This is a genomic window from Phaeobacter sp. LSS9 (assembly GCF_003443595.1).
In the GTDB taxonomy this organism is placed as follows: Bacteria; Pseudomonadota; Alphaproteobacteria; order Rhodobacterales; family Rhodobacteraceae; genus Phaeobacter; species Phaeobacter piscinae.
Window position 1 is genome coordinate 12462 of sequence record NZ_CP031957.1, and the last position, 18468, is coordinate 30929.

The 18468-nt window shown below is 61.3% G+C and carries 15 protein-coding genes; 6 read left to right on the forward strand and 9 right to left on the reverse strand.

Going from position 1 to position 18468, the window contains the following annotated elements:
• The first annotated feature begins 40 nt into the window (after positions 1-40).
• Complete coding sequence (locus tag D1820_RS17400) at positions 41-1357, forward strand: MFS transporter (RefSeq protein ID WP_118070315.1); 1317 nt, start codon at positions 41-43, stop codon at positions 1355-1357.
• 19 nt (positions 1358-1376) lie between these two features.
• Here the strand turns inward: D1820_RS17400 and D1820_RS17405 are convergent, their stop codons facing one another.
• On the reverse strand, positions 1377-1850 hold the full coding sequence (locus D1820_RS17405) for an Lrp/AsnC family transcriptional regulator (protein ID WP_040169730.1): 474 nt from the start codon (positions 1848-1850) through the stop codon (positions 1377-1379).
• Positions 1851-1938: 88 nt separating this feature from the next.
• On the opposite strand from D1820_RS17405, the gene D1820_RS17410 reads away from it, so the two are divergent.
• Complete coding sequence (locus D1820_RS17410) at positions 1939-2655, forward strand: AzlC family ABC transporter permease (RefSeq protein WP_118070317.1); 717 nt, start codon at positions 1939-1941, stop codon at positions 2653-2655.
• Complete coding sequence (locus D1820_RS17415; RefSeq protein WP_118070319.1) at positions 2652-2951, forward strand: AzlD domain-containing protein; 300 nt, start codon at positions 2652-2654, stop codon at positions 2949-2951. Before D1820_RS17410 ends, D1820_RS17415 begins: the two co-directional genes overlap by 4 nt.
• A gap of 90 nt (positions 2952-3041) precedes the next feature.
• Here D1820_RS17415 and D1820_RS17420 read toward each other — a convergent pair whose 3' ends face one another.
• Both D1820_RS17420 and D1820_RS17425 read right to left on the reverse strand, forming a co-directional pair.
• Positions 3042-5708, reverse strand: a complete 2667-nt coding sequence (locus D1820_RS17420; protein ID WP_118070321.1) for a methyl-accepting chemotaxis protein — start codon at positions 5706-5708, stop codon at positions 3042-3044.
• A 100-nt stretch (positions 5709-5808) separates the two neighbouring features.
• On the reverse strand, positions 5809-6969 hold the full coding sequence (locus tag D1820_RS17425) for an ABC transporter substrate-binding protein (protein ID WP_118070323.1): 1161 nt from the start codon (positions 6967-6969) through the stop codon (positions 5809-5811).
• A 218-nt stretch (positions 6970-7187) separates the two neighbouring features.
• On the opposite strand from D1820_RS17425, the gene D1820_RS17430 reads away from it, so the two are divergent.
• Positions 7188-8246, forward strand: coding sequence for a hypothetical protein (locus tag D1820_RS17430; RefSeq protein ID WP_118070325.1), 1059 nt, complete (start codon positions 7188-7190; stop codon positions 8244-8246).
• On the opposite strand, the gene D1820_RS17435 is transcribed toward D1820_RS17430, so the two are convergent.
• From D1820_RS17435 to D1820_RS17445, 3 genes are read right to left on the reverse strand one after another with little or no spacing between them, the layout of a single operon-like run.
• Positions 8156-9331, reverse strand: a complete 1176-nt coding sequence (locus tag D1820_RS17435; RefSeq protein ID WP_118070327.1) for a glycosyltransferase family 1 protein — start codon at positions 9329-9331, stop codon at positions 8156-8158. The two genes, D1820_RS17430 and D1820_RS17435, sit on opposite strands and share 91 nt — an antisense overlap.
• A 3-nt stretch (positions 9332-9334) precedes the next feature.
• The gene (locus D1820_RS17440; protein ID WP_118070329.1) at positions 9335-10288 is read right to left on the reverse strand and encodes a glycosyltransferase family 2 protein; all 954 of its coding nucleotides are present in this window, start codon (positions 10286-10288) and stop codon (positions 9335-9337) included.
• 4 nt (positions 10289-10292) lie between these two features.
• On the reverse strand, positions 10293-11345 hold the full coding sequence (locus D1820_RS17445) for a glycosyltransferase family 2 protein (RefSeq protein ID WP_254683409.1): 1053 nt from the start codon (positions 11343-11345) through the stop codon (positions 10293-10295).
• 211 nt (positions 11346-11556) lie between these two features.
• Between D1820_RS17445 and D1820_RS17450 the strand changes: the two genes are divergently transcribed.
• Both D1820_RS17450 and D1820_RS17455 read left to right on the forward strand, forming a co-directional pair.
• Positions 11557-13635, forward strand: coding sequence for a polysaccharide biosynthesis tyrosine autokinase (locus D1820_RS17450; RefSeq protein ID WP_254683410.1), 2079 nt, complete (start codon positions 11557-11559; stop codon positions 13633-13635).
• 7 nt (positions 13636-13642) lie between these two features.
• Positions 13643-14437, forward strand: a complete 795-nt coding sequence (locus D1820_RS17455) for a hypothetical protein (RefSeq protein ID WP_118070335.1) — start codon at positions 13643-13645, stop codon at positions 14435-14437.
• Here the strand turns inward: D1820_RS17455 and D1820_RS17460 are convergent, their stop codons facing one another.
• From D1820_RS17460 to D1820_RS17470, 3 genes are read right to left on the reverse strand one after another with little or no spacing between them, the layout of a single operon-like run.
• Positions 14438-15730 (reverse strand): O-antigen ligase, encoded by a 1293-nt coding sequence (locus D1820_RS17460; protein WP_118070338.1) that lies wholly within the window; start codon positions 15728-15730, stop codon positions 14438-14440. It abuts the gene before it with no gap.
• Positions 15714-17030 (reverse strand): glycosyltransferase, encoded by a 1317-nt coding sequence (locus D1820_RS17465; protein WP_118070340.1) that lies wholly within the window; start codon positions 17028-17030, stop codon positions 15714-15716. The genes D1820_RS17460 and D1820_RS17465 overlap by 17 nt, the downstream gene beginning before the upstream one ends.
• Entirely contained in the window at positions 17023-18288 is a 1266-nt protein-coding gene (locus D1820_RS17470) for a glycosyltransferase family 2 protein (RefSeq protein WP_254683411.1), read from the reverse strand. Before D1820_RS17470 ends, D1820_RS17465 begins: the two co-directional genes overlap by 8 nt.
• Positions 18289-18468 lie beyond the last annotated feature (180 nt).

Consider the following 18468-nt stretch of genomic DNA (forward strand, 5'->3'; position numbering starts at 1 on the left):
AACCGACTCATATCCTGACAATAACGCACCTTGGGTCGGCATGCTCTCTGTTCTCGCAAATCGAACCTATCGCCATCTTCTCGCGGCCCAGATCATCGCGCTGCTGGGAACCGGGCTGGCAACAGTCGCGCTCGGCCTGCTGGCCTGGCAGATTGCCGGGGAGCAGGCAGGCGTCGTTCTTGGCACAGCCCTTGCGATCAAGATGCTGGCCTATGTCGGATTGGCGCCTGTCGCCTCCGCCCTCGCAGATCAGCTGCCGCGGCGCGTCATGTTGGTCATGCTTGATCTCATCCGCGCGGCTGTTGCGCTTGCCCTGCCCTTCGTCACCGAGATTTGGCAAATTTACAGCCTGATCTTTCTTATGCAGGCGGCCTCGGCCGGATTCACGCCGACCTTTCAAGCCACCATTCCAGATGTGCTGCCTGACGAAGCCGAATATACCCGGGCGCTCTCGCTGTCGCGGCTAGCCTATGATCTGGAAAGCCTGCTGTCGCCAATGCTCGCAGCAGCGCTTCTCACCATCGTCAGTTTCCAGGTGCTGTTTGCCGGAACCGTGATCGGGTTTCTTGCCTCCGCCCTCTTGGTGGTCTCGGTGCCGATCCCCTCGCCGCAACCCAGCGCACCACGCAGCATCTGGACCCGGACAACACGCGGTATCCGGCTCTATTTCGCTACCCCAAGACTGCGCGGTCTATTGGCGTTGAACCTGGTGGTCGCAGCGGCCTCCGCGATGGTCATCGTCAACACCGTCGTGCTGGTGAAAGGTCGCTTTGCTCTCAATGAACCCCAGGTTGCCATCGCGCTGGCGGCCTTTGGCGGCGGCTCGATGGTGGCCGCCCTGCTGCTGCCGCGGGTGCTGGACCATATGCCGGATCGCCCTCCGATGCTGGCAGGCGGCGCGCTGTTGACCATTGGTCTGTGGATCGGCCCATGGGCCGACAGCTTCAGCCTTCTGGTGGCGCTTTGGGCCCTGCTCGGCTTTGGTTTCAGCCTGGCCCAGACCCCAACCGGCCGATTGCTGCGCCGGTCCGCCCTGCCCGAAGATCGCCCCGCCCTGTTCGCGGCCCAATTTGCGCTCAGCCACGCCTGTTGGCTGCTGACCTACCCGCTCGCCGGACAGGTTGGCGCACGCGCCGGGTTCGATGCCACGTTTCTGCTGCTGGGAGCCCTTGCTGGCGGCGGGTTGCTGCTGGCCGCACGGCTCTGGCGCGGCGATGCCGGTCTCGCCCACCAGACTGAGGCGGCGACGCATGATCACCCCGACCTGCCCGCCGACCACCCACATCTGGCGGCCTATGGCCATGGGCCGCACCACCGGCACCCAGTCGTAGTTGACGATCTGCACCCTCGCACGTGATGGCGCTGGGGTCTGGACCCTAGATATCCAACGGCAACTCCTGTGTGCTTTTCTCAGTCGACACCACAATTGAGGTGCGGAATTTGCGCACATTGCTGTCGGCAAAGAAAAACCGGTGGGTAAAAGATTCGTAGCCCGCAATGTCCGGGGCCACCACAACCATCACAAAATCTGCGTCACCCGCGATGCAATAAAAATGCAGTACCTGCGGATCAATCCGCGCCTTTCGCTTAAACGCGTCAATCTGCTCAAGCCGGTCCCGTTCCAACTCCACCGAAACAATCGCGGTAACGCCTAACCCAACCTTTTTCTGATCAACCAGCGCGACTTCCTTTTGCAGAACACCTGCCTCGCGCAACCGCCGCAGGCGGCGCTGCACTGAGGCGGTGGACAGACCGCTTTTCTCCGCCATCTGCTGCACCGTTGTGCGCGCGTCCCGCTGCAGCTGCGTCAACAGCATACGGTCCGCGGCATCCACCTGACTTTCCTGCATCATATTATCCATATAAGTGATCAGACATGATCACTATTCACAAAAATGAGCGATAGGGAACATCACGCACCGCTGATAGAACAATGTGATGACACATCCCGCACCGCACATACCGACCGCATCACTGGCCCAAGGCGCGCTGGCAATTCTGCCCTTGGCACTGGGCGCATCGCTTTATGGCTTTGCCTTTGGCGTTTTGGCAGCCCAGATCGGCTTTCCGTGGTGGGGGATCGCCACGATGAGCGGTCTGGTGCATGCCGGCTCCTCGCAGATTGTTGCGGTTGAACAATTCTCCAGCGGCTCGGCTCTTCTCGGCGCGGTGCTGGCCGGTGCCGCACTGAACCTGCGCTACATCGGGATCGTGGCCTCGCTGATACCGCTTTTGCACGGGCTGCCACTCTGGACAAAGCTGCTGGCGATCCACATGACTGGTGATGAAAACTGGGCGCTGACAATGACGGAAAGGGCCAAAGATCCCCAGATTGGCGCCGGTTTCCTGATCGGGTCCGGCTGCGTGATGATTTCGGTCTGGACCCTATCAACGGCCCTCGGCGCGCTGGTCGGGTCAAGTTTCGGTGATTTAGAGCGCTTTGGTCTCGGCTTTGCCTTTACGGCTGCCTTCATCGCGATGGCCCGGGGCCTGTGGAAAGGCACTGGCGATCTCGCCCCTTGGACAGCAAGCTTCGTCGCCAGTTTCGCCTTGGTCACCGCACAGATGCCAACGGCCTACGCCATTTTACTTGGCACGCTGACTGGCGTTGCAGTCCTTCTCCTTAATCCACGCAGAAAGGTACCGGCGCAATGACAGTTAATGAATGGGGATTGATCCTGAGCCTCGCAGCGATGGCGTTCGGGATCCGGGTTCTTGGGCTGGTTGCGGGCAATCGGGTGCAGCAATCCCGCTTTGCCCCCTTGCTGGGCCGCCTGCCGGGTCTGATCGTAATCTCGCTGGTTGCGACGTCCTTGGCCAACCAACCGCCCCAGACTTGGATCGCGGCGGCCATTGCTCTGGGAATTGCCGCACTAACAAACAATGTCATCTGGACCATGATTGTAGGCGTCACAGCCTATGCGGCCCTCTCCCACGCTGCGCTGTTATGATGTGGATCGCCATCGGTCATCGGCAAACACCCGCAGCGATATCAGCCGCTGCGGGTGTCAAAAGACCGAACAGGCTGACGATCAAAATCGTCACCCGGTCATCTGCCAGGCGTCGGGATCTTCATCCCATCCTTCCTGCTGAGTCTCCACAGCAGCAGCCGATGCATTCTCCTCCGCCACGGTAAAGTTTGACACCAGCTCTGCCAGCTTGGTCGCATCGCCGCGCAGCATATGGCTGGCTGCTGTGGACTCCTCAACCATCGCCGCGTTCTGCTGGGTCACCTGATCCAGCTGCGACATGCCGATATTGATCTCATGCAGACCGGTGGACTGTGAGGCAGCACCATCGGCAATCTCTGAGACCTGCTGCGAAATTTGCCCAACCTGGGCCACGATATCACTCAGCGCAGTGCCTGCCTTGCCCACCAGTTCGACACCATAATCGACCTTTTTCGAGCTTTCGCTGATCAGCGTCTTGATCTCCATCGCCGCCTCGGAGGTGCGTTGCGACAGCCCCCGCACTTCGGAGGCCACAACCGCAAAGCCGCGGCCGGCATCGCCGGCACGTGCCGCCTCAACCCCGGCGTTCAGCGCCAGAAGATTGGTCTGGAACGCGATATCGTCAATCACCCCGATGATCTGCGCGATATGTTTGGAGCTCTCCTCGATATCTGTCATGGCAGAAACCGCGCTGTTGACGACGCTGCCGTTCTTTACGGCTTCGCTCTTTGCATCTTGGGTTGTGGCCTCAACAGACCGCGCACCATCGGCCGCAGATTTCACGCTGGCGGTCAGCTCATCCAAGGCGGCGGCGGTTTCTTCCAACGTTGCAGCCTGGCTTTCCGTGCGCCGCGACAGATCATCAGAAGCCTGGCTGATCTCATCCGCACCGTTGCGTATGGACGAAGCCACGTCCACCATATCCACCACAGTGCTGCTCAGTGTTTCGACCGTCAGATTAAAATCCGTCTGCAGCTGCGCATAGCCTTCTGTCAGCTCTTCGGTGATCCGGGCAGAGAGATCGCCCTGCGCCAGCCGTGCCAGACCGTTGCCGATAGCCGTGACGGCAGCAGTCTGTTGGGCCTGGTGAGCGGCCCGCTCCTCTTCTGTGGCTTTGGACAGCGCCTCTTTTTCAACCAGACCATCGCGAAACACCGTGAGAGCCTGTGCAATACGGAAGATTTCATCGCTAGTCCGGTCAAACCCATTGATCGGGCTCAGATCACCATCTGCAAGCCGTTCGGTGGTTCGGCTGATCGCATTCAGGGGGCGTTGAACCAGCCAATGGGTCAGCAGCAATGCCACCACCAACAACCCGGCGGCCATCACCAGCAACCGTTCGATATTGGCGTGGGCCTCATCGACCGTGGTCGCAATATCCGTCGCCATATAAGCAATTTCGCCCCGGCTGCCTGATCCCAAAAGGGACGCGCGGCTCGCAATTTGCAAGACTGCATTCGCGGTTGCATTGGCCTCCTTGGTGGCATCCGCATCCGCCGTGAGCGACGCAATACGGAAAATCGCCAACCCCTGATCCGGCTCCGCCATCGTGATGATCTCGTCGAGCTGGGACGCAAGCCGCCCATCGTCAAACGTCTTATATTCAGCCAAGGCCGCCGCCGCTTGCTCCATTGGTTCTGCCGCAGCACGGGTCTGCGCGATGCCTTGCGCCGTCACCACATCCAGAGCGGCAACCTGAAAATTACTGATCCAAGTGTTGATCTCCAGCAGAGTATTGAGGAAGCCAACCTCATTGGTCAGCAGCCCCTGAATGGCCTTCTTGCTGTCGTCGCTGGCATCTTCAGCCGCCAATGTCACCTCAAACACCATATCATCGACCGCCGTCGACAATTCCGTATCACTGGACAGGCGCGCGCTCAGCACTTCCTGGCGGAGGGCATTGGACTGAAGCCGCCCACGCGACACCGCTTTCTGCAATACAGCGGCGGCATCCCGAATGGCAAAGATCGGCACCACACCGGGCGCCTCCACCTCCAGCGTATCAATGACATCGTTCAGGCGCCCATCCGACGCCTTTGCCAGATCCGTCAGGATCGACTGCATCGCGCGATCCTCGGTTTCGCCAATCGCCAGAGCAATCCCGGAGATCAGGTTGATCTCTGCCCGTGCCTGCAACAGGGATTGCAGAGTGGCGAATTTGACTTCGACCAGATCAACCAATGTTGCGTCAACCGCCGACATCGTCTGTTCGCCGCCTTTTGAGAGGTTAGAATAGGCGTCATCCGCCATCTCAGCGAGGGTGACCTGCATGGCGCTGCTCAAGCCCTGAAGCTGTTCCATCATGGCGATTACCGCTGCGGCATTCTTAAACGCAACGGTGCGCGCCGTGATCGAGGCTTCCAACGCCTCTTCGACCATAGCGACATCTGGTTTGAATTCATCACGCAGCACCTGCGGCAGCTGCTCCACCACGCCATCCAGCGCCCGGACAGCTGCGGTGACATCGCTTTTTGCGAAGTCAAGCGAGCCCGGCGTGTCCGCCAGCATGACCGCAACCATCGCGTCTTTCGTCCGGGCGGCAGCGGCGATCATCTGACCGCTGAGTTCCAGTTCCGGAAGCTTGTCCTCAGTCAGGACATGCACATCCGCAGACACCTGCTCAAACGCCTGTGTCACGGCATATCCAATCGCCGCCGAGGTGCCCGCCATAGCCAGCAGGATAAGAAACATCTTGGCGCGAATACTGGACAACGGGTTCCACCGCCGTGTCGCGCGTTTACGTGTCTGCGTCGTCATAATTAGTCCCGTAAGTCATTAAAACTACTAGGCTCTGCCCGAATACTCGGACAGACGCAGGGCAGTCGAGGCACCGAATGTGCCTCGACCAATTGCTGCGTTAGGATTCACCACCCGCGACGACGGGCTGAAACCCACCCTCTTTGGTGATATGGGTCAGGAACACATCGTCCATGCCCTGATTGTCATCCGGGCCAAAGCGCATGGTAACACCGCCAAAATCCACATCGCGCAGGCCCGCCATGGCCGCGAGATAGCTGGCGCGGGTCAGATCCGCCCCGGCGTCCTCCAAAGCACGGATCGCCAGACGACCGGTCAGATACCCCTCCAGCGTCACAAATCCCGGCTCTGCGTCAGCATCGACCGCTTTCAGCGCTGCCTGGTATTGCGCCACAACAGGCAGCGACTGATCCCATGGGAACGGCACGACCTGGCTGATGATGACACCCTCGCCCGCGTCCCCCAATTCCTTTGCCAAGGCATCGGAACCGACGAAAGAAATGTTCACAAAGGTCGGGTTGAACTTAAGCTTGCGTGACAGCTTGATGAACTCCGCAACCGGTTTGTAGGCTCCGACCATCACCACCGCATCGGGTTTCGCCTTGCGAATGGTCAGCAGCGCTTTTTTCACGGCGGTGGTGTTGCGCGTATAGGTCCCCTCGGCCACCAGCGCCATGCCGCGCTTTTCCAGGGCGGCGGTCACACCGGCCAGACCAACACGGCCAAACCCGTCATCCTGATACAGGAGCGCGATTGATTTCATGTTCTGCTCATCAACAAGATGGGCAATCCAAGCCTCGGTTTCCGCCGCATATGTGGCCCGCACATTGAGGATATTCCCATGGCTGGCATCGCGCAGGAAACCGGCGCCGGTGAAGGGTCCGATGAAGGGCAGCCCCGCCTCGGTCGCAATCGGCTGTGTCGCCGAAGCGGTCGGCGTGCCGACAGCGCCAATCAAGCCGATATGCTGATCACCCTCAATCACCTGTTTGACCAGCGCCACAGATTTGTCCGGTTCGTAGCTGTCGTCCATACTCTCCAAAACGATGCTGCGCCCGTGGATACCGCCTGCGGCATTTGCTTCGGCAAAAGCCGCCTCCAGCCCCAGCTGCATTCCCTGGCCCAGTGCCGCAGCCGGCCCATCAAGCGCGGCAACCTGCGCAAAGCGCACCTCATTTGACGAGACACCCTGCTCAGCCAGTCCAAGCGTCGGGACCGCCAGAGCCAGAACAGCCGCGGTTGTTAGTTTTCTTAGCAACATCGTTTACTCCACGTTCTAATACATCGCAGCAGCCTGTCGCCAAGCCGTTAACAAAGCGTCCCGTCGCCAGAAGAAAGCCCAAGACAATACGCCACGCATTTTAATGATCTCTCAGAAGCAGCGGCCCCCTCGCCGCGCGCATAAACCGTCGACGTCGCCTGAGACCACTGCTAGTTTGATTGCGCTTTACTCTCGGTTAGAACGCAGGACCCGCCATCGTGAAAATCCCTTTGTTTTTTGATGGCTACGACCTCAAGGCCTATGATTTCCCGGGCGGGCAGAACCTGTCGCAGCTGCGCGAACGTCTGCGCTATGGCTATCGCCTGATGAAGGGCGCACAGCCCCGCACAGGGTTTTATGTTGCCTTCACGAACCTCGTCAAAAGCTTGCAAATGCTGGGCCACGACGTGGTCATAAATGACTTTGGCTTTGCGCGCAGGCACCCGGATCACCCCATAGGGTTGAGTGGTTACCTGCCGCCACTGGCTCGATTTGGACTACAAAACCCCGCAATTTACGGCCCCGGGCGTGTTCCCGACCCAAAGGAGCTTGCCGCGATTCGCAGCCAGCTGAACTTGAAGGTGGTGACTTATCCATCAACCTGGCCCATCCAGCTCAATCCGATTGAGACCCGCGCCCAGTTTGCGCCAATGTTCGTCGGGATCGATACAGATGCCTGGCCCGATATGTCCGGCGCGACCAAATCCATTGATGTGCTGTTTTACAACAAGGTGCGCTGGCACCGGAAAACGGCTCGTGAAACCGACCTGATCCAGCCATTACGCGATATTCTGAGCGCCCGCGGTTTCAGTTGGCAAGAGTTAGACTACGGACACCACACCCCCGCGCAATACCGTGACTTGGTCAGTCGCAGCCGTGCGCTGTTGTTTTGCACCGAACATGAGACGCAGGGGTTGGCCTATCAGGAGGCTATGTCGGCCAATCTGCCGGTTTTTGCCTGGGATCAGGGGGAGCTGGTCGATCCCTCTCAGCGCGCGCTCGTACAAGGTGACGTGACCCCAAGTTCCGTGCCCTATTTCGACGACCGCTGCGGGCGGCGGTTTCAGATCAACAATATCGAAGAACAATTCGACCGTTTCTGGACCGCTCTGCCAAACTACCGGCCCCGCGACTATGTGCTCGACACCCTGTCCCTGCGGTGCGGCGGCGAACGGTTTATGTCGCTTTATGCGCCGCTTTTCGACGGCAGTGCGCCTGAGCTGCATGGCTCTACCCCCGCTGAGGCCAATAGCGCCAGCACATCTGCCGGGGTTTGACGGAACACGGTCTCCGGCAGCTCACCGATCCGTTGGCGAGCGGAGGCAACCTTCGGCGGGGTCAGATCCTGTAACAGCGCGATCAGCGCCTCGGTGTCTGCGGTCCGCAGGGTCCAGCCCTGCCCACTCTCTTCGATCTTGCGGCCAGTTTCTGTCCCCGAAAGCGCGATGACCGGGCAACCATGCCAGCCCGCCTCATAGATCCGGTTGGGCAGCAGCAAATCGGAATTGCCACTCCGCGAGGGGTCGCCCATCTGCCAGAGATCTTGCGCCCAGACGACATCGCAAGTGTCATAACAGGCGGCGAGACCATGGGGGTAGGCATAGGGCCCGTGGAACATCACATTGCCAAGGTCAGCGATCCGGGCGTGAAAATCCGGCAGCACATGGTCGTGGATCTTGCCGTGAATATGCACCTCAATTGCAGGACCCATCTGTTTTGCCACGCGCAGCAGCAGCTCAAAACTCGGGCGACAGCGGATGGCCCCGATCCAGCCCAATCGCAGCGCATCCCCCCCAGTCACCCGGTGGGTTGGCACAGGGCGCGGCATATCGTCGGGCACAACCACTTTGTTTTCGACCAGATGCCAGGCGCCCACATAGCCCTGGACAGGCGCAAAATACCCGGTGTGAAATCCGGGCGATGACAGCCACAGAACCTCCGCCCCTGCCAACAGGCGCCGCTCACCCCAGCGGGCTACTCGGGATTTGAGGCGCGCGCCCTCAAACAGCGAATGGATATCCAGCACCTCATAGGCAATTGGCGCGGTAGCGCCACTGCGCAGCCGCAGGGCGGCGGCCAGCGCCAGCATATCGACATTGCGCGCCACCAACAGATCGGCCTGCCTCACCAGTGGTGACAGCCGTGGATCGCGCAGTGCCGTGGCCAGCGCCAGCCGCCCGCGTCGCAACAGCCCATGCTGGCCAATTTCGCCCAGATCAATATTTTGCCAATTCACCACCGGCAAGGGTCCCTTGCGCGACGCGACCGAGATCACCTCATGCCCGAGCGCCTGAAATGACGCCAGCCGCCGTAGCTGGGCCACATCGGTCAGATCAGAGGCAAAGCAGACCAGCCGCGCCATGGCTCAGCCCTGCACCCGCTCGGACGCAGCATCATGATCCGCGTGGGCGCCATAGATCTTGGGTTGTGGCAGGGCCAGGCATCCCGCAAGCACCCCCAGATGCAGCAATCCGCGCAACAGCCAAAAATTGCGGCGTGCTTCGGATGGCAAGGCTGGCAACGCGGCACCGGTGCAATAGACCACCTTCGCCAGCGCAACACCTGCCAGCCGTATCCGCGCCAGTGATCCGGGCGCGACGGTCGCATAGCTCTGCCCCATGCGAAACCGCCGTTTGGCCAGCCACCCCAGACGCAACCGCTCTGGTGCCACTTCTTCAAAAACCGGGGCCTCAGCGCAGACCGCAAACCGGGCGCCCATATGCGACAGCGCAAAGAAATAGGCGGTATCCTCGCCGCCGCTTGTTCCGCGGTCCAGATCGAACACCTGCCCCTCCCAGGGCTGACCTGCAAATCGCATCAGCGCATTGCAGCTATGGGCGGTCTGCGGTTGCTCTGCTCCGGTCGGCTTGGGGCTGCGCAGCTCTGGCCAATTGCTGTGCCAGTCCTGATCCACCATCCAATCCGGCGCATCCGCAGGATAACGCGCGATTGCCGGGCCTGAGATCACATCTGCACCGGTGTCCGCCGCCCGGCGCATCAGCTGTTCGATCCAATCGGCAGGCACCACCTCATCGTCATCGACAAAGGCAATCCAATCGGACTGCCGTTTGCGCGCCGCCGCCAGACATGCGTTGCGCGCAACCGAGATATTGCGCGCAGGCGCGTGGAGATAACTGACCGGCCAGGAGGACGTCGTCCCCCGCACCCAACGTTCTGAGGAGGGAGGCTCGTCATTATCGGCAACGATAATATCAATCGTGTATCCCGTCGGAGCGCGCAGCGCGGCCAGACTCTCCAGCGTCGCCACAACGCTGCGGCGCCGATATGTACATAGCAGGATTGAGATCCGCTCCGTCATTCGCTCATCCTCCATCCCGCTGCATCCGGCTCACCCGACCAGAGGCAGATCGAAGGCCAAACCCAATCATCCTCCGCAGCAGCCCAAGCGCCCAGGCCATATGCATCACCACGAGGGCCACCCCGGACCAAACCCCGATGGCCCCCAGTCGAAGACAGGCCACCACCGTCACCGCCAGAACCGCTGCCAGATAAACCAACGGCCAGAGCAAAGCGACTGGCCAGACAGGGGCGATCGTGAGCGCCGTGGCGCAAAGAATGAGGTTCAGCACCGGCACCATCTGCCGCAAACGCGGTCGCATCCGATGCTTGATCAGCGTCGCCGCGCGGCCGGCACCATAATTCTGATATTGGCGCCACAGGGCTGCGGGCGTGCTGCGCATCACATAGCCAAGCCGCACATCACCCGCCAGCCAGATCCGGCCACCTGCAGCGCGCAACCGCCAGTCCAGTTCCGCATCCTCATTGTGGCTGAAGGCGGCATCATATCCGCCCACCTTGCGAAACCAGGTCAGATCCATCAGCGCGTGATGACCATGGTCAACATAGGCTGAGGCCCGCCCACCACGATGGGCCGCCCCGCCGGACCCGAGCGGCGTATCCACCACCCAGGCCGCCGCCCTGCCAAAGCTGCTGGTCCCTTGGGAATCCATTGCCACCACAACCGACACCGCATCCTCCGCCAACCGAAATGCCGCAAGCAAGGCGGTCGCGTAATCCGTCGGATAGATCGCATGGGCATCACAGCGCAGCAGCAGGTCAAAGCCATCGCCATGCTCTGCCACCGCGCGATTGATCCCCGCCGATTGGATCCGGTCGGGATTATGCAGCAGATGTATCCTGATCGGGCTGGTCTCAGCGTAGCGCCGAACGATGTCCTGTGTCCCATCGGTACTGCCGCCATCCGCCACCACCAAAGTGGCGCGTGCAGGATCGCGCAGCAGTGGGTCACGCAGCAGGCTTTCAAAACAGGGCAGAATGGCCTTTGCTTCATTCAAGGTTGGGATCACAACCAGAATACGCACATCCTTCAGCGCAGACACAGTGCTGGCGCTCATGGCGCCCTCTTTGCCGTTCTGCCCGCTGCTGCCCATGGTGTTTGTTCCATTCCGTGTTATGGACCTGTCTAGCGGATCTGATTATGCTGCGACAGATTGATTTTTGCGCGCAGTCTAATGAACTTGGACCTGCCACCTACTTGCCACCTCTGCGGCGTCGCGCAGCGCAGGGACGGCCGTGGGCAAACCAATAACGATGGGGTCAACCAACGTGTCCACGCCTAAGACGTCCTTTGCCGCTGATGACGGTCAGGAGGTGCTCGATCTCGGCGCCATTTTTGCAATCATCTGGCGCGGTCGCTGGGTCATCGCGGCCTGTGTGCTGATCGGACTGATCGTTGGCATCTGGCGCGCCTATATCGCAGCCACACCCCTGTATGGGGCTGAGGTGCAGCTGGTGCTCGACACCCGCGATGAGAAAGTGGTGGATATCGAAAGCGTGGTCAGCAGCCTCTCCGCCACGGATGAGGTGATCCGTACCGAAGTCCATATCCTTGGTGGGCGTGAGCTGGCCGGACAGGTTGTTGATCGGCTCAATCTGATCTCTGACCCGGAATTCAACATGATGCTGCGCGATCCCGGCTTCAATCCGGTGCAAGCGCTCAAGGACATGATCAAACGCATCCTCGGGATGCAGGTCTACGATACCACGCTTACCCCCGATCCTGCCTTCGTCCGTGAGAAAGTCATCCAGACACTTCTGGCCAATACGCGGGTCGTCAACATCCCGGACACCTATATCTTTTCAATCTGGGTGCTGAGCGAGAATCCCTTCAAGGCGGCGGATATCGCCAATGCCTTTGCCGATACCTATGTCGAAAATCAGGTGGCGGTGAAACTGAATGTCACCGAACAGGCCACCGGTTGGCTGGCCGAGCGGGTGACGGAACTGCGCAGCCAGCTGGAGGCGAACGAGCGCCGGGTCGCCGATATTCGTGCGCAGGCCGACGTCACCAGCCCGGCGCAGCTGATCGGTCTGGAAAACCGCCTGATATCGCTCCGCAGCGCCCTTGCGGAACGGGCCGCAGAGGTAGCAGAGCAACAGGCCCGACAGACCGAATTCACCACTTTGCAGACAGTAGAGGACCAGCGTTTGGCGGCCCGGCGCAATGGCTATGGTGCCATTCTGGCGCGGGCGGATAATCCGCAGGACGGCTGGCGGAGCGTTCTGGCACAACTCACCCGTGACCTGCGCGAGGCCGAAGCCAAGGAGCAGGCGATCCGCCGGTCCATGGCCGATCTGGAAATCACAATCGCCACCCAGAGCGATGCGCTGACCGAGGTGGTGCAGGCCGAACGCGACGCCGAAGCAAGTCGCCTGTTGTTTGAGAATTTTCAGAACCGGCTGCGTGAAACCTCGATGCAAATCGGCCTGCAGCGGGCTGACAGCCGGGTGATCTCCCGTGCGTTTCCCCCCGACCGCCCTGCCCTGCCGAACAAGGGCCAAATTCTGATTTTGTCAGTCTTTCTCGGCGGGTTTCTCGGCACGGTGCTGGTGGTGGTCCTGCAACTCTCCCGCGCGCGTCTGCATTCCGCAGCGCAGATCGCAGGGCTTACATCGGTTCCGGTGATCGCCGTGCTGGATCAGTTTTCACAGAAAATCCGCCCCGAACAGGCCAGCGCACTTGGCCCTCAAACCCGCGATGGCGAGGCCATCCGCAATCTGCGCACCACGCTGCTGATGGCGCGGGGGGATGTCCCGCCGCAAGTGGTTGTCTTCACCTCTGCCGAGAGCGGCGACGGCAAATCCACGTTGTCCGCTGCGATGGCGCATAATATGGCGCAGATCGGCAAATCCGTGCTGCTGGTCGACGGCGACCTGCGCCGTCATTACCTCTCGGACCCATTGGCGGATGGCAACAGCAAACCGGGGTTGTTTGACGTCCTGTCCGGGCGCTGTGACTTGGCAGAAGCCGTGTTGCCGGGTGTGCTGGGACAGGCTGATATCCTGCCTGCCGGGAGTGTCTCCGGCAGTGCGGCAGATCTGCTCAGCCAAGGCGGCCTGACCGAGCTGCTGTCAGTCGCCCGCAGCCACTGGGATATCATCATCTTCGACACCCCGCCGATTTCTGTGGTTCCTGATGCGCGGATCATCGGCCAACACGCGGATCTGTTGATCCTTCTGGCGCAGTGGAACACCACCCGACAGGCGGTCTTTATCGATGCGCTGCGCGCGCTGGAACAGGGCGGACGTAGCCCCGATGGTATCGTCCTGACCAAGGTGAAAGCCGCCGCAAAACCGCTCTACGGGGCGACCAAACGGTCCCGCGACCGCTATTATCACGGGTAAGAGCTGGATGCAGCTCACCTCCCTCCTGCGCAAGGCCCGCATCGCCAGTCGCCGCGGCCTCGGCCAACCGGTCCTGAATTATCAGGTTCTAGGTGAGCGTTGTTCCGGCACCAATTTCCTTGACCAGCTGATCCAGCAGAATTTTGCGGCCGCGCGCCCACGCTATGACATGTGGAAACACGCGTTCCCCAACCTCATCGCGCTGCCTGCCGATGTGCTCTATGTGGTGATCTTCCGTGATCCGTTCCAATGGCTCGAAAGCATGTACGGCAAACCGTGGCACAGCGTGCCTGAGCTGCGCGATCTCTCTTTCTCCGAATTCATCCGCACCGAATGGCGCAGCGAAATCGACGTGCCTGCATGGTTCGATCTACCAAAGACCAGCACCTGCAAGGGCCAGCCACTCAATCAGGATCTGCATCCGATCACCGGCGCGCCTTTTCCCAATCTGCTGGCCTTGCGGCGGGCCAAGGCCGAGGCACTCCTGTCCCTGCCACAGCGCGGCGCGCGCGTGCTCTACACCACCCATGCGGCCATCAGCCAAAACCCCGAAGAGATCATTTCTCGTATCGCTACTGAAAGCCCGGTGCCCCGTAACACGCGGCTGGAGGTCCCGCAGGGGCATTATGGCTGGTCGTGGTCCAATCGCGATGTGAAACCAAAAACGCCGGGCCACCTGATCACACCGGATGACCGTGCCTGGATCAGGGCTCAGCTTGATCCGGCACTTGAGGCGGCGATGGGCCTGCCGCTTGATGAGGTACCCACAACCGCCCCAACTGGCGCAGACTCCCGTCCCTGATCAGATCCGCGGCGGTACATCCCGCCAGCGCCCCAGCGCCCGCCCGGCATAGATCCAGGCCATGGCGATCAGCATATGCCGGATCGAATGTTCGTTATAAATCACATTGTCCGACAGCGCCGCGACCAGGTTGATCAGCACGTAAAACAGGTAGTACCCGGAGGTCACGCTACCATCCTGCAGATACCAGCGGAAACAGCGGATCACGACCGCGATCAACAAACCGAAGAAGGTCACCGCCCCCAACAGGCCATTGCCGACCATCAGCTCAATATAGCTGTTGTGGAACCAGTAAAGCCCCTCATCGACGTAGGCCTCAATATAAAGCCGCGCATAAGACGGCACCGACCAGAAAGCACCAAACCCAACGCCCCCAATCGGCGCTTTGGCGATTTCCTCCAGCCCAAAGGCCCAGATCACCGTGCGCCCGGTCAGGGTGCTGTCCTTGCCCAAACGCTCCAGCAGCAGCCCCAGCGCATCAATGCCCGAGATATAGATCGCGAGCGGCACCAGAAACAGCACCATCAGCGAAAACAGCAGCGCAACCCGCCGCGCAGTCCCGCCCCAGCGGCGGATCCACAACACCGGCACATAGATCGCCAAGATGGCAAAGGTCACATAGGCGCCAGCGGATTGTGCCATGCCCAGCACCGGGATCATCAGCGCCGCCGCCAGCATGCCCAATATAGACAGCCGCCAATAAAACCCCAGCGTCACCAGCCCATGCGCCGCATTCACCGTCGCCTTGGCGAGGGAATTTTTGTGCATATAAATGCCCTTCAACGCCCCATTGGGATGAAACGCTGGCGACAGAAACGTCACGATGGAATTCAGATAGGACAAGGCCACCCCGACGGCCGAGGTCAGGCTGACCACAATCATGGTGTGATGGGCTGGGATGGCGGAGGCAATGCGCACCGCGATCAGTGTGGTCATCGTCAGCTGAAAACTGCGGTAGGCGGTGACCGGCGGGTTGACGCTCCACAGCGTGGAAGCCATCGCGATGACACAGGGCATCAGCACCGGCCAGGCCTGCCACAGGATGGCAGCACTCTGCCGCCAGTCGCGCAGGTACCACAGGATCGTCAGCGCATAGAGGGCCATCCAGCCCGGCGATTGAAACCCCAGCCGATAGACCACCCCGGTGCCAGACATGGCTGCAAGGATCAGATAGGCCATATGCAGGTGGCCCCGCGTCACCCACCAGCGCCCTGCCCCGCGCCGCAGCACAGATGCCGACACCGGCCCGGACTGCCGCTGTGGGTTCTGATGAGGCTCAACCGTCAGTGTCATCTCGTCCTGCGCTGTGCTGTTGATGTCCGCTGCTTTCCACCGCTACCCGCTCCCGGTCTGCCAAACCAGCCATAGCACATGCGGAGCTAAGCGCCCGCGTCCCATTGGCAACATCGGACGCCTCTGGTGCCAGTGCCCGGACGGCCGGCACCATCCAGAGCGCCGATTGTCCCAGCGCATCCGTCGCCTTGGCCTCCACCGGCCTGCGGGAGGCCTCACAACACATCCGCGCCCAGACCGGTGCCGCAGCGGTGCTGAGATCCAGTGCGCCGTCCGCATCAATGGGCAATGTGACATCCCCTGCCCCATTGCTGCTGTGCCCAAGGCGCCAGTACTGTGGCTGTCGCCACAGGCGCGAGGCAGCAGCCTGCATTTTTAATCCCATCCGGTTGTGCAGCACCGATGCCAGCCAAGGAAGGTGATCAGGGCGCATCACAACGTGCCTCAGCGCCCGCATCAGGTGACCGGCCCGCACGTCCCATGCCAGCTCCAACTGCGCATGACGCCGCACCAACGCGCGTCGACGGACATGCGCCAATGTCGCCAGATCCTCGTTGCCCGCCTGCTTCGCCAGATCGTCCAGCACATCGATCTGCGCCGCCAGATCCTGTGGCACATTGCGATAGGAGGTTGAGGCCGCATGGCGACGATAGAGATAGGCCGCCATTGGAAGCACCCACATCTTCGCGCCCGCCAGCACCAGCCGCAGGTAGAGATCGTGATCCTCTCCAATCCGTAGCCGTGGATCATAGCGCAGATTGCTCAGAAAACGTAACCTTATCAATGGCTTGAGATATCCGATATGGCTGATACCTTCAGGATCTACACCACTCAGCACCAGATCTTTCAGATTGAGCATCCGGGCCACTTTCGGGGCGTGCTGACCCAATATTGTCGCGCCCCGCGCCATAGGCTGTTCAGAAAACAGGATCATATCGTCAGCGACCACATCCGCCGCCAGATCCCCCGCTGCGTTCAGCATCAACTCCAACCGTCGCGGGTGCTGGCTGTCATCACTGTCGCAGATGGCAATCCAGTCCCCGCGCGCCAGCGCCAGCGCGTCATTGCGGGCGATGGCCGGGCCGCTACTATGTGACCGCCGCCGCGCCCGGATCCGCGGGTCGGTGGCCGCTGCCGCGCAGATCAGCGCCCAGCTGTCATCCTCCGAGGCGTCATCGACAATAATCAACTCCAGATCTGTCAGCGTCTGCGCCAACACCGCCCCAATGGCCAAGGGCAGATGCCCCGCAGCGTTGCGGCTGGCCATGATCACCGAAACCTGCGGCCGCCGGTCAGCCATCACGCTGACCCTTGGGTGGCGGGAGATCAGACGCCACAGGGCCACGCGCGCGGATATGCACCGCCGCCGGGATCCGCCAGGCCGCCGACACTCCCGCAGCGTCGCCATAGATCAGCGTCAGCGCGCCCCGTGATGCACGATGGCACAGATCGGCCCAAAGTGCGCTGTGGCTGCCATCTTCCTCCGGCGCCGGGACCGCGATCCGCGTGCCCGCACCCTCCCCCATCAGCGCAGTGTCAGCCCCATCAGGTCCGATCAGATGCACCACCTCCGCTGATGCGTCAGATGCCCCCTCAACCTTTCGGCCGGACTTGCGACCGCGTGCCTTGGCCCAGGCCATCCGCGCCAAGTGCGATACCAAAGACGGATCCCGCAACAACTGTGCCGCAGCAGGCGCCAAACGACGTTGCCTCAGGTCCTCTGCCAGCGTTTCAAAGGACAACCGCCGCTGCAAAACCCGCCGCCGGCGGTTTAAAATACTTGTTATTTCAGTGCGTTGATCGAACTGCAACCGATCACTCAAACCCTCCAACGCCGCAAGCGACGCCTCGACATGGGCCCGACTGGAACGATGGGACAAGGACTGCGGATGCCGCCGGTACAGGTAAAGCGCCTCTGGCAGCAGCCACAGACGTCCCCCCTGCAGCAACAGCCGCAGATAGAGATCCTGATCCTCACCAATCGTCAGCGTTTCATCATAGCGCAGCGCCCCCAGCGCCTCGCGTCGGATCACCGGCTTGATGTAACCCAGCTGCGCGCCAGCCTCTCCCGGCTCAGGCACCCGCAGCATATCCGCCGGGCTGATCTGGCGCGGCAGGTCCGGCGACCCCGCTCCGAAAACGCTGCGCGGCGCCGCCATCGGCTCGGTTGCAAAATGGATCATATCATCGGCCACCGCATCGGCGCCCAGCCTCTCAGCCGCCAGCAGAAGGCGCCGCAGCCGGTCCGGGTGCATGATGTCGTCGGAATCGCAGATGGCCACCCACGCCCCCCGCGCAGCAGCCAGTGCCCGATTACGCGCAGCGGCAGGTCCGCTTGAGGTCTCCCACAGCAGCACCCGCACGCGGTCATCCTGCGCAGCGGCGTCTTGCAGGATCTCAACCGACCCGTCGCTGGAACCATCATCCGCCACGATCAACTCCCAGTCATCGTGAGTTTGCGCCAGCACAGACGCCAGCGCAGCGCGCAGATAGCGCGCGCCCTGATGATTGGCCATGATGATCGAAATCAACCGCCCCTGCCCCGCCGGTTCCTGCATTAGCCTGCCCATTCTACCCCGAACATGTCTAACACGCCGCCCCGCAATGAGACCAGATCCGAAGGCAGACCTGCCCGGATCATGGCTCGGCGGGCATTTCCCGTGGCACGGTGGCATCAAACTGCTAAGACTGACGGCCAAGAGACGCCACAGCGCAACTGCCGCCCCTTCGGAAAGACC

What these genes read in the sequence shown, in the direction of transcription:
- D1820_RS17400 (WP_118070315.1), top strand. Translation starts at nt 41, where the DNA reads ATGCTCTCTGTTCTCGCAAATCGAACCTATCGCCATCTTCTCGCGGCC.
- D1820_RS17405 (WP_040169730.1), bottom strand. Translation starts at nt 1,850, where the DNA reads ATGCAGGAAAGTCAGGTGGATGCCGCGGACCGTATGCTGTTGACGCAG.
- D1820_RS17410 (WP_118070317.1), top strand. Translation starts at nt 1,939, where the DNA reads ATGACACATCCCGCACCGCACATACCGACCGCATCACTGGCCCAAGGC.
- D1820_RS17415 (WP_118070319.1), top strand. Translation starts at nt 2,652, where the DNA reads ATGACAGTTAATGAATGGGGATTGATCCTGAGCCTCGCAGCGATGGCG.
- D1820_RS17420 (WP_118070321.1), bottom strand. Translation starts at nt 5,708, where the DNA reads ATGACGACGCAGACACGTAAACGCGCGACACGGCGGTGGAACCCGTTG.
- D1820_RS17425 (WP_118070323.1), bottom strand. Translation starts at nt 6,969, where the DNA reads ATGTTGCTAAGAAAACTAACAACCGCGGCTGTTCTGGCTCTGGCGGTC.
- D1820_RS17435 (WP_118070327.1), bottom strand. Translation starts at nt 9,331, where the DNA reads ATGGCGCGGCTGGTCTGCTTTGCCTCTGATCTGACCGATGTGGCCCAG.
- D1820_RS17440 (WP_118070329.1), bottom strand. Translation starts at nt 10,288, where the DNA reads ATGACGGAGCGGATCTCAATCCTGCTATGTACATATCGGCGCCGCAGC.
- D1820_RS17445 (WP_254683409.1), bottom strand. Translation starts at nt 11,345, where the DNA reads ATGAGCGCCAGCACTGTGTCTGCGCTGAAGGATGTGCGTATTCTGGTT.
- D1820_RS17455 (WP_118070335.1), top strand. Translation starts at nt 13,643, where the DNA reads ATGCAGCTCACCTCCCTCCTGCGCAAGGCCCGCATCGCCAGTCGCCGC.
- D1820_RS17460 (WP_118070338.1), bottom strand. Translation starts at nt 15,730, where the DNA reads ATGACACTGACGGTTGAGCCTCATCAGAACCCACAGCGGCAGTCCGGG.
- D1820_RS17465 (WP_118070340.1), bottom strand. Translation starts at nt 17,030, where the DNA reads ATGGCTGACCGGCGGCCGCAGGTTTCGGTGATCATGGCCAGCCGCAAC.
- D1820_RS17470 (WP_254683411.1), bottom strand. Translation starts at nt 18,288, where the DNA reads ATGCAGGAACCGGCGGGGCAGGGGCGGTTGATTTCGATCATCATGGCC.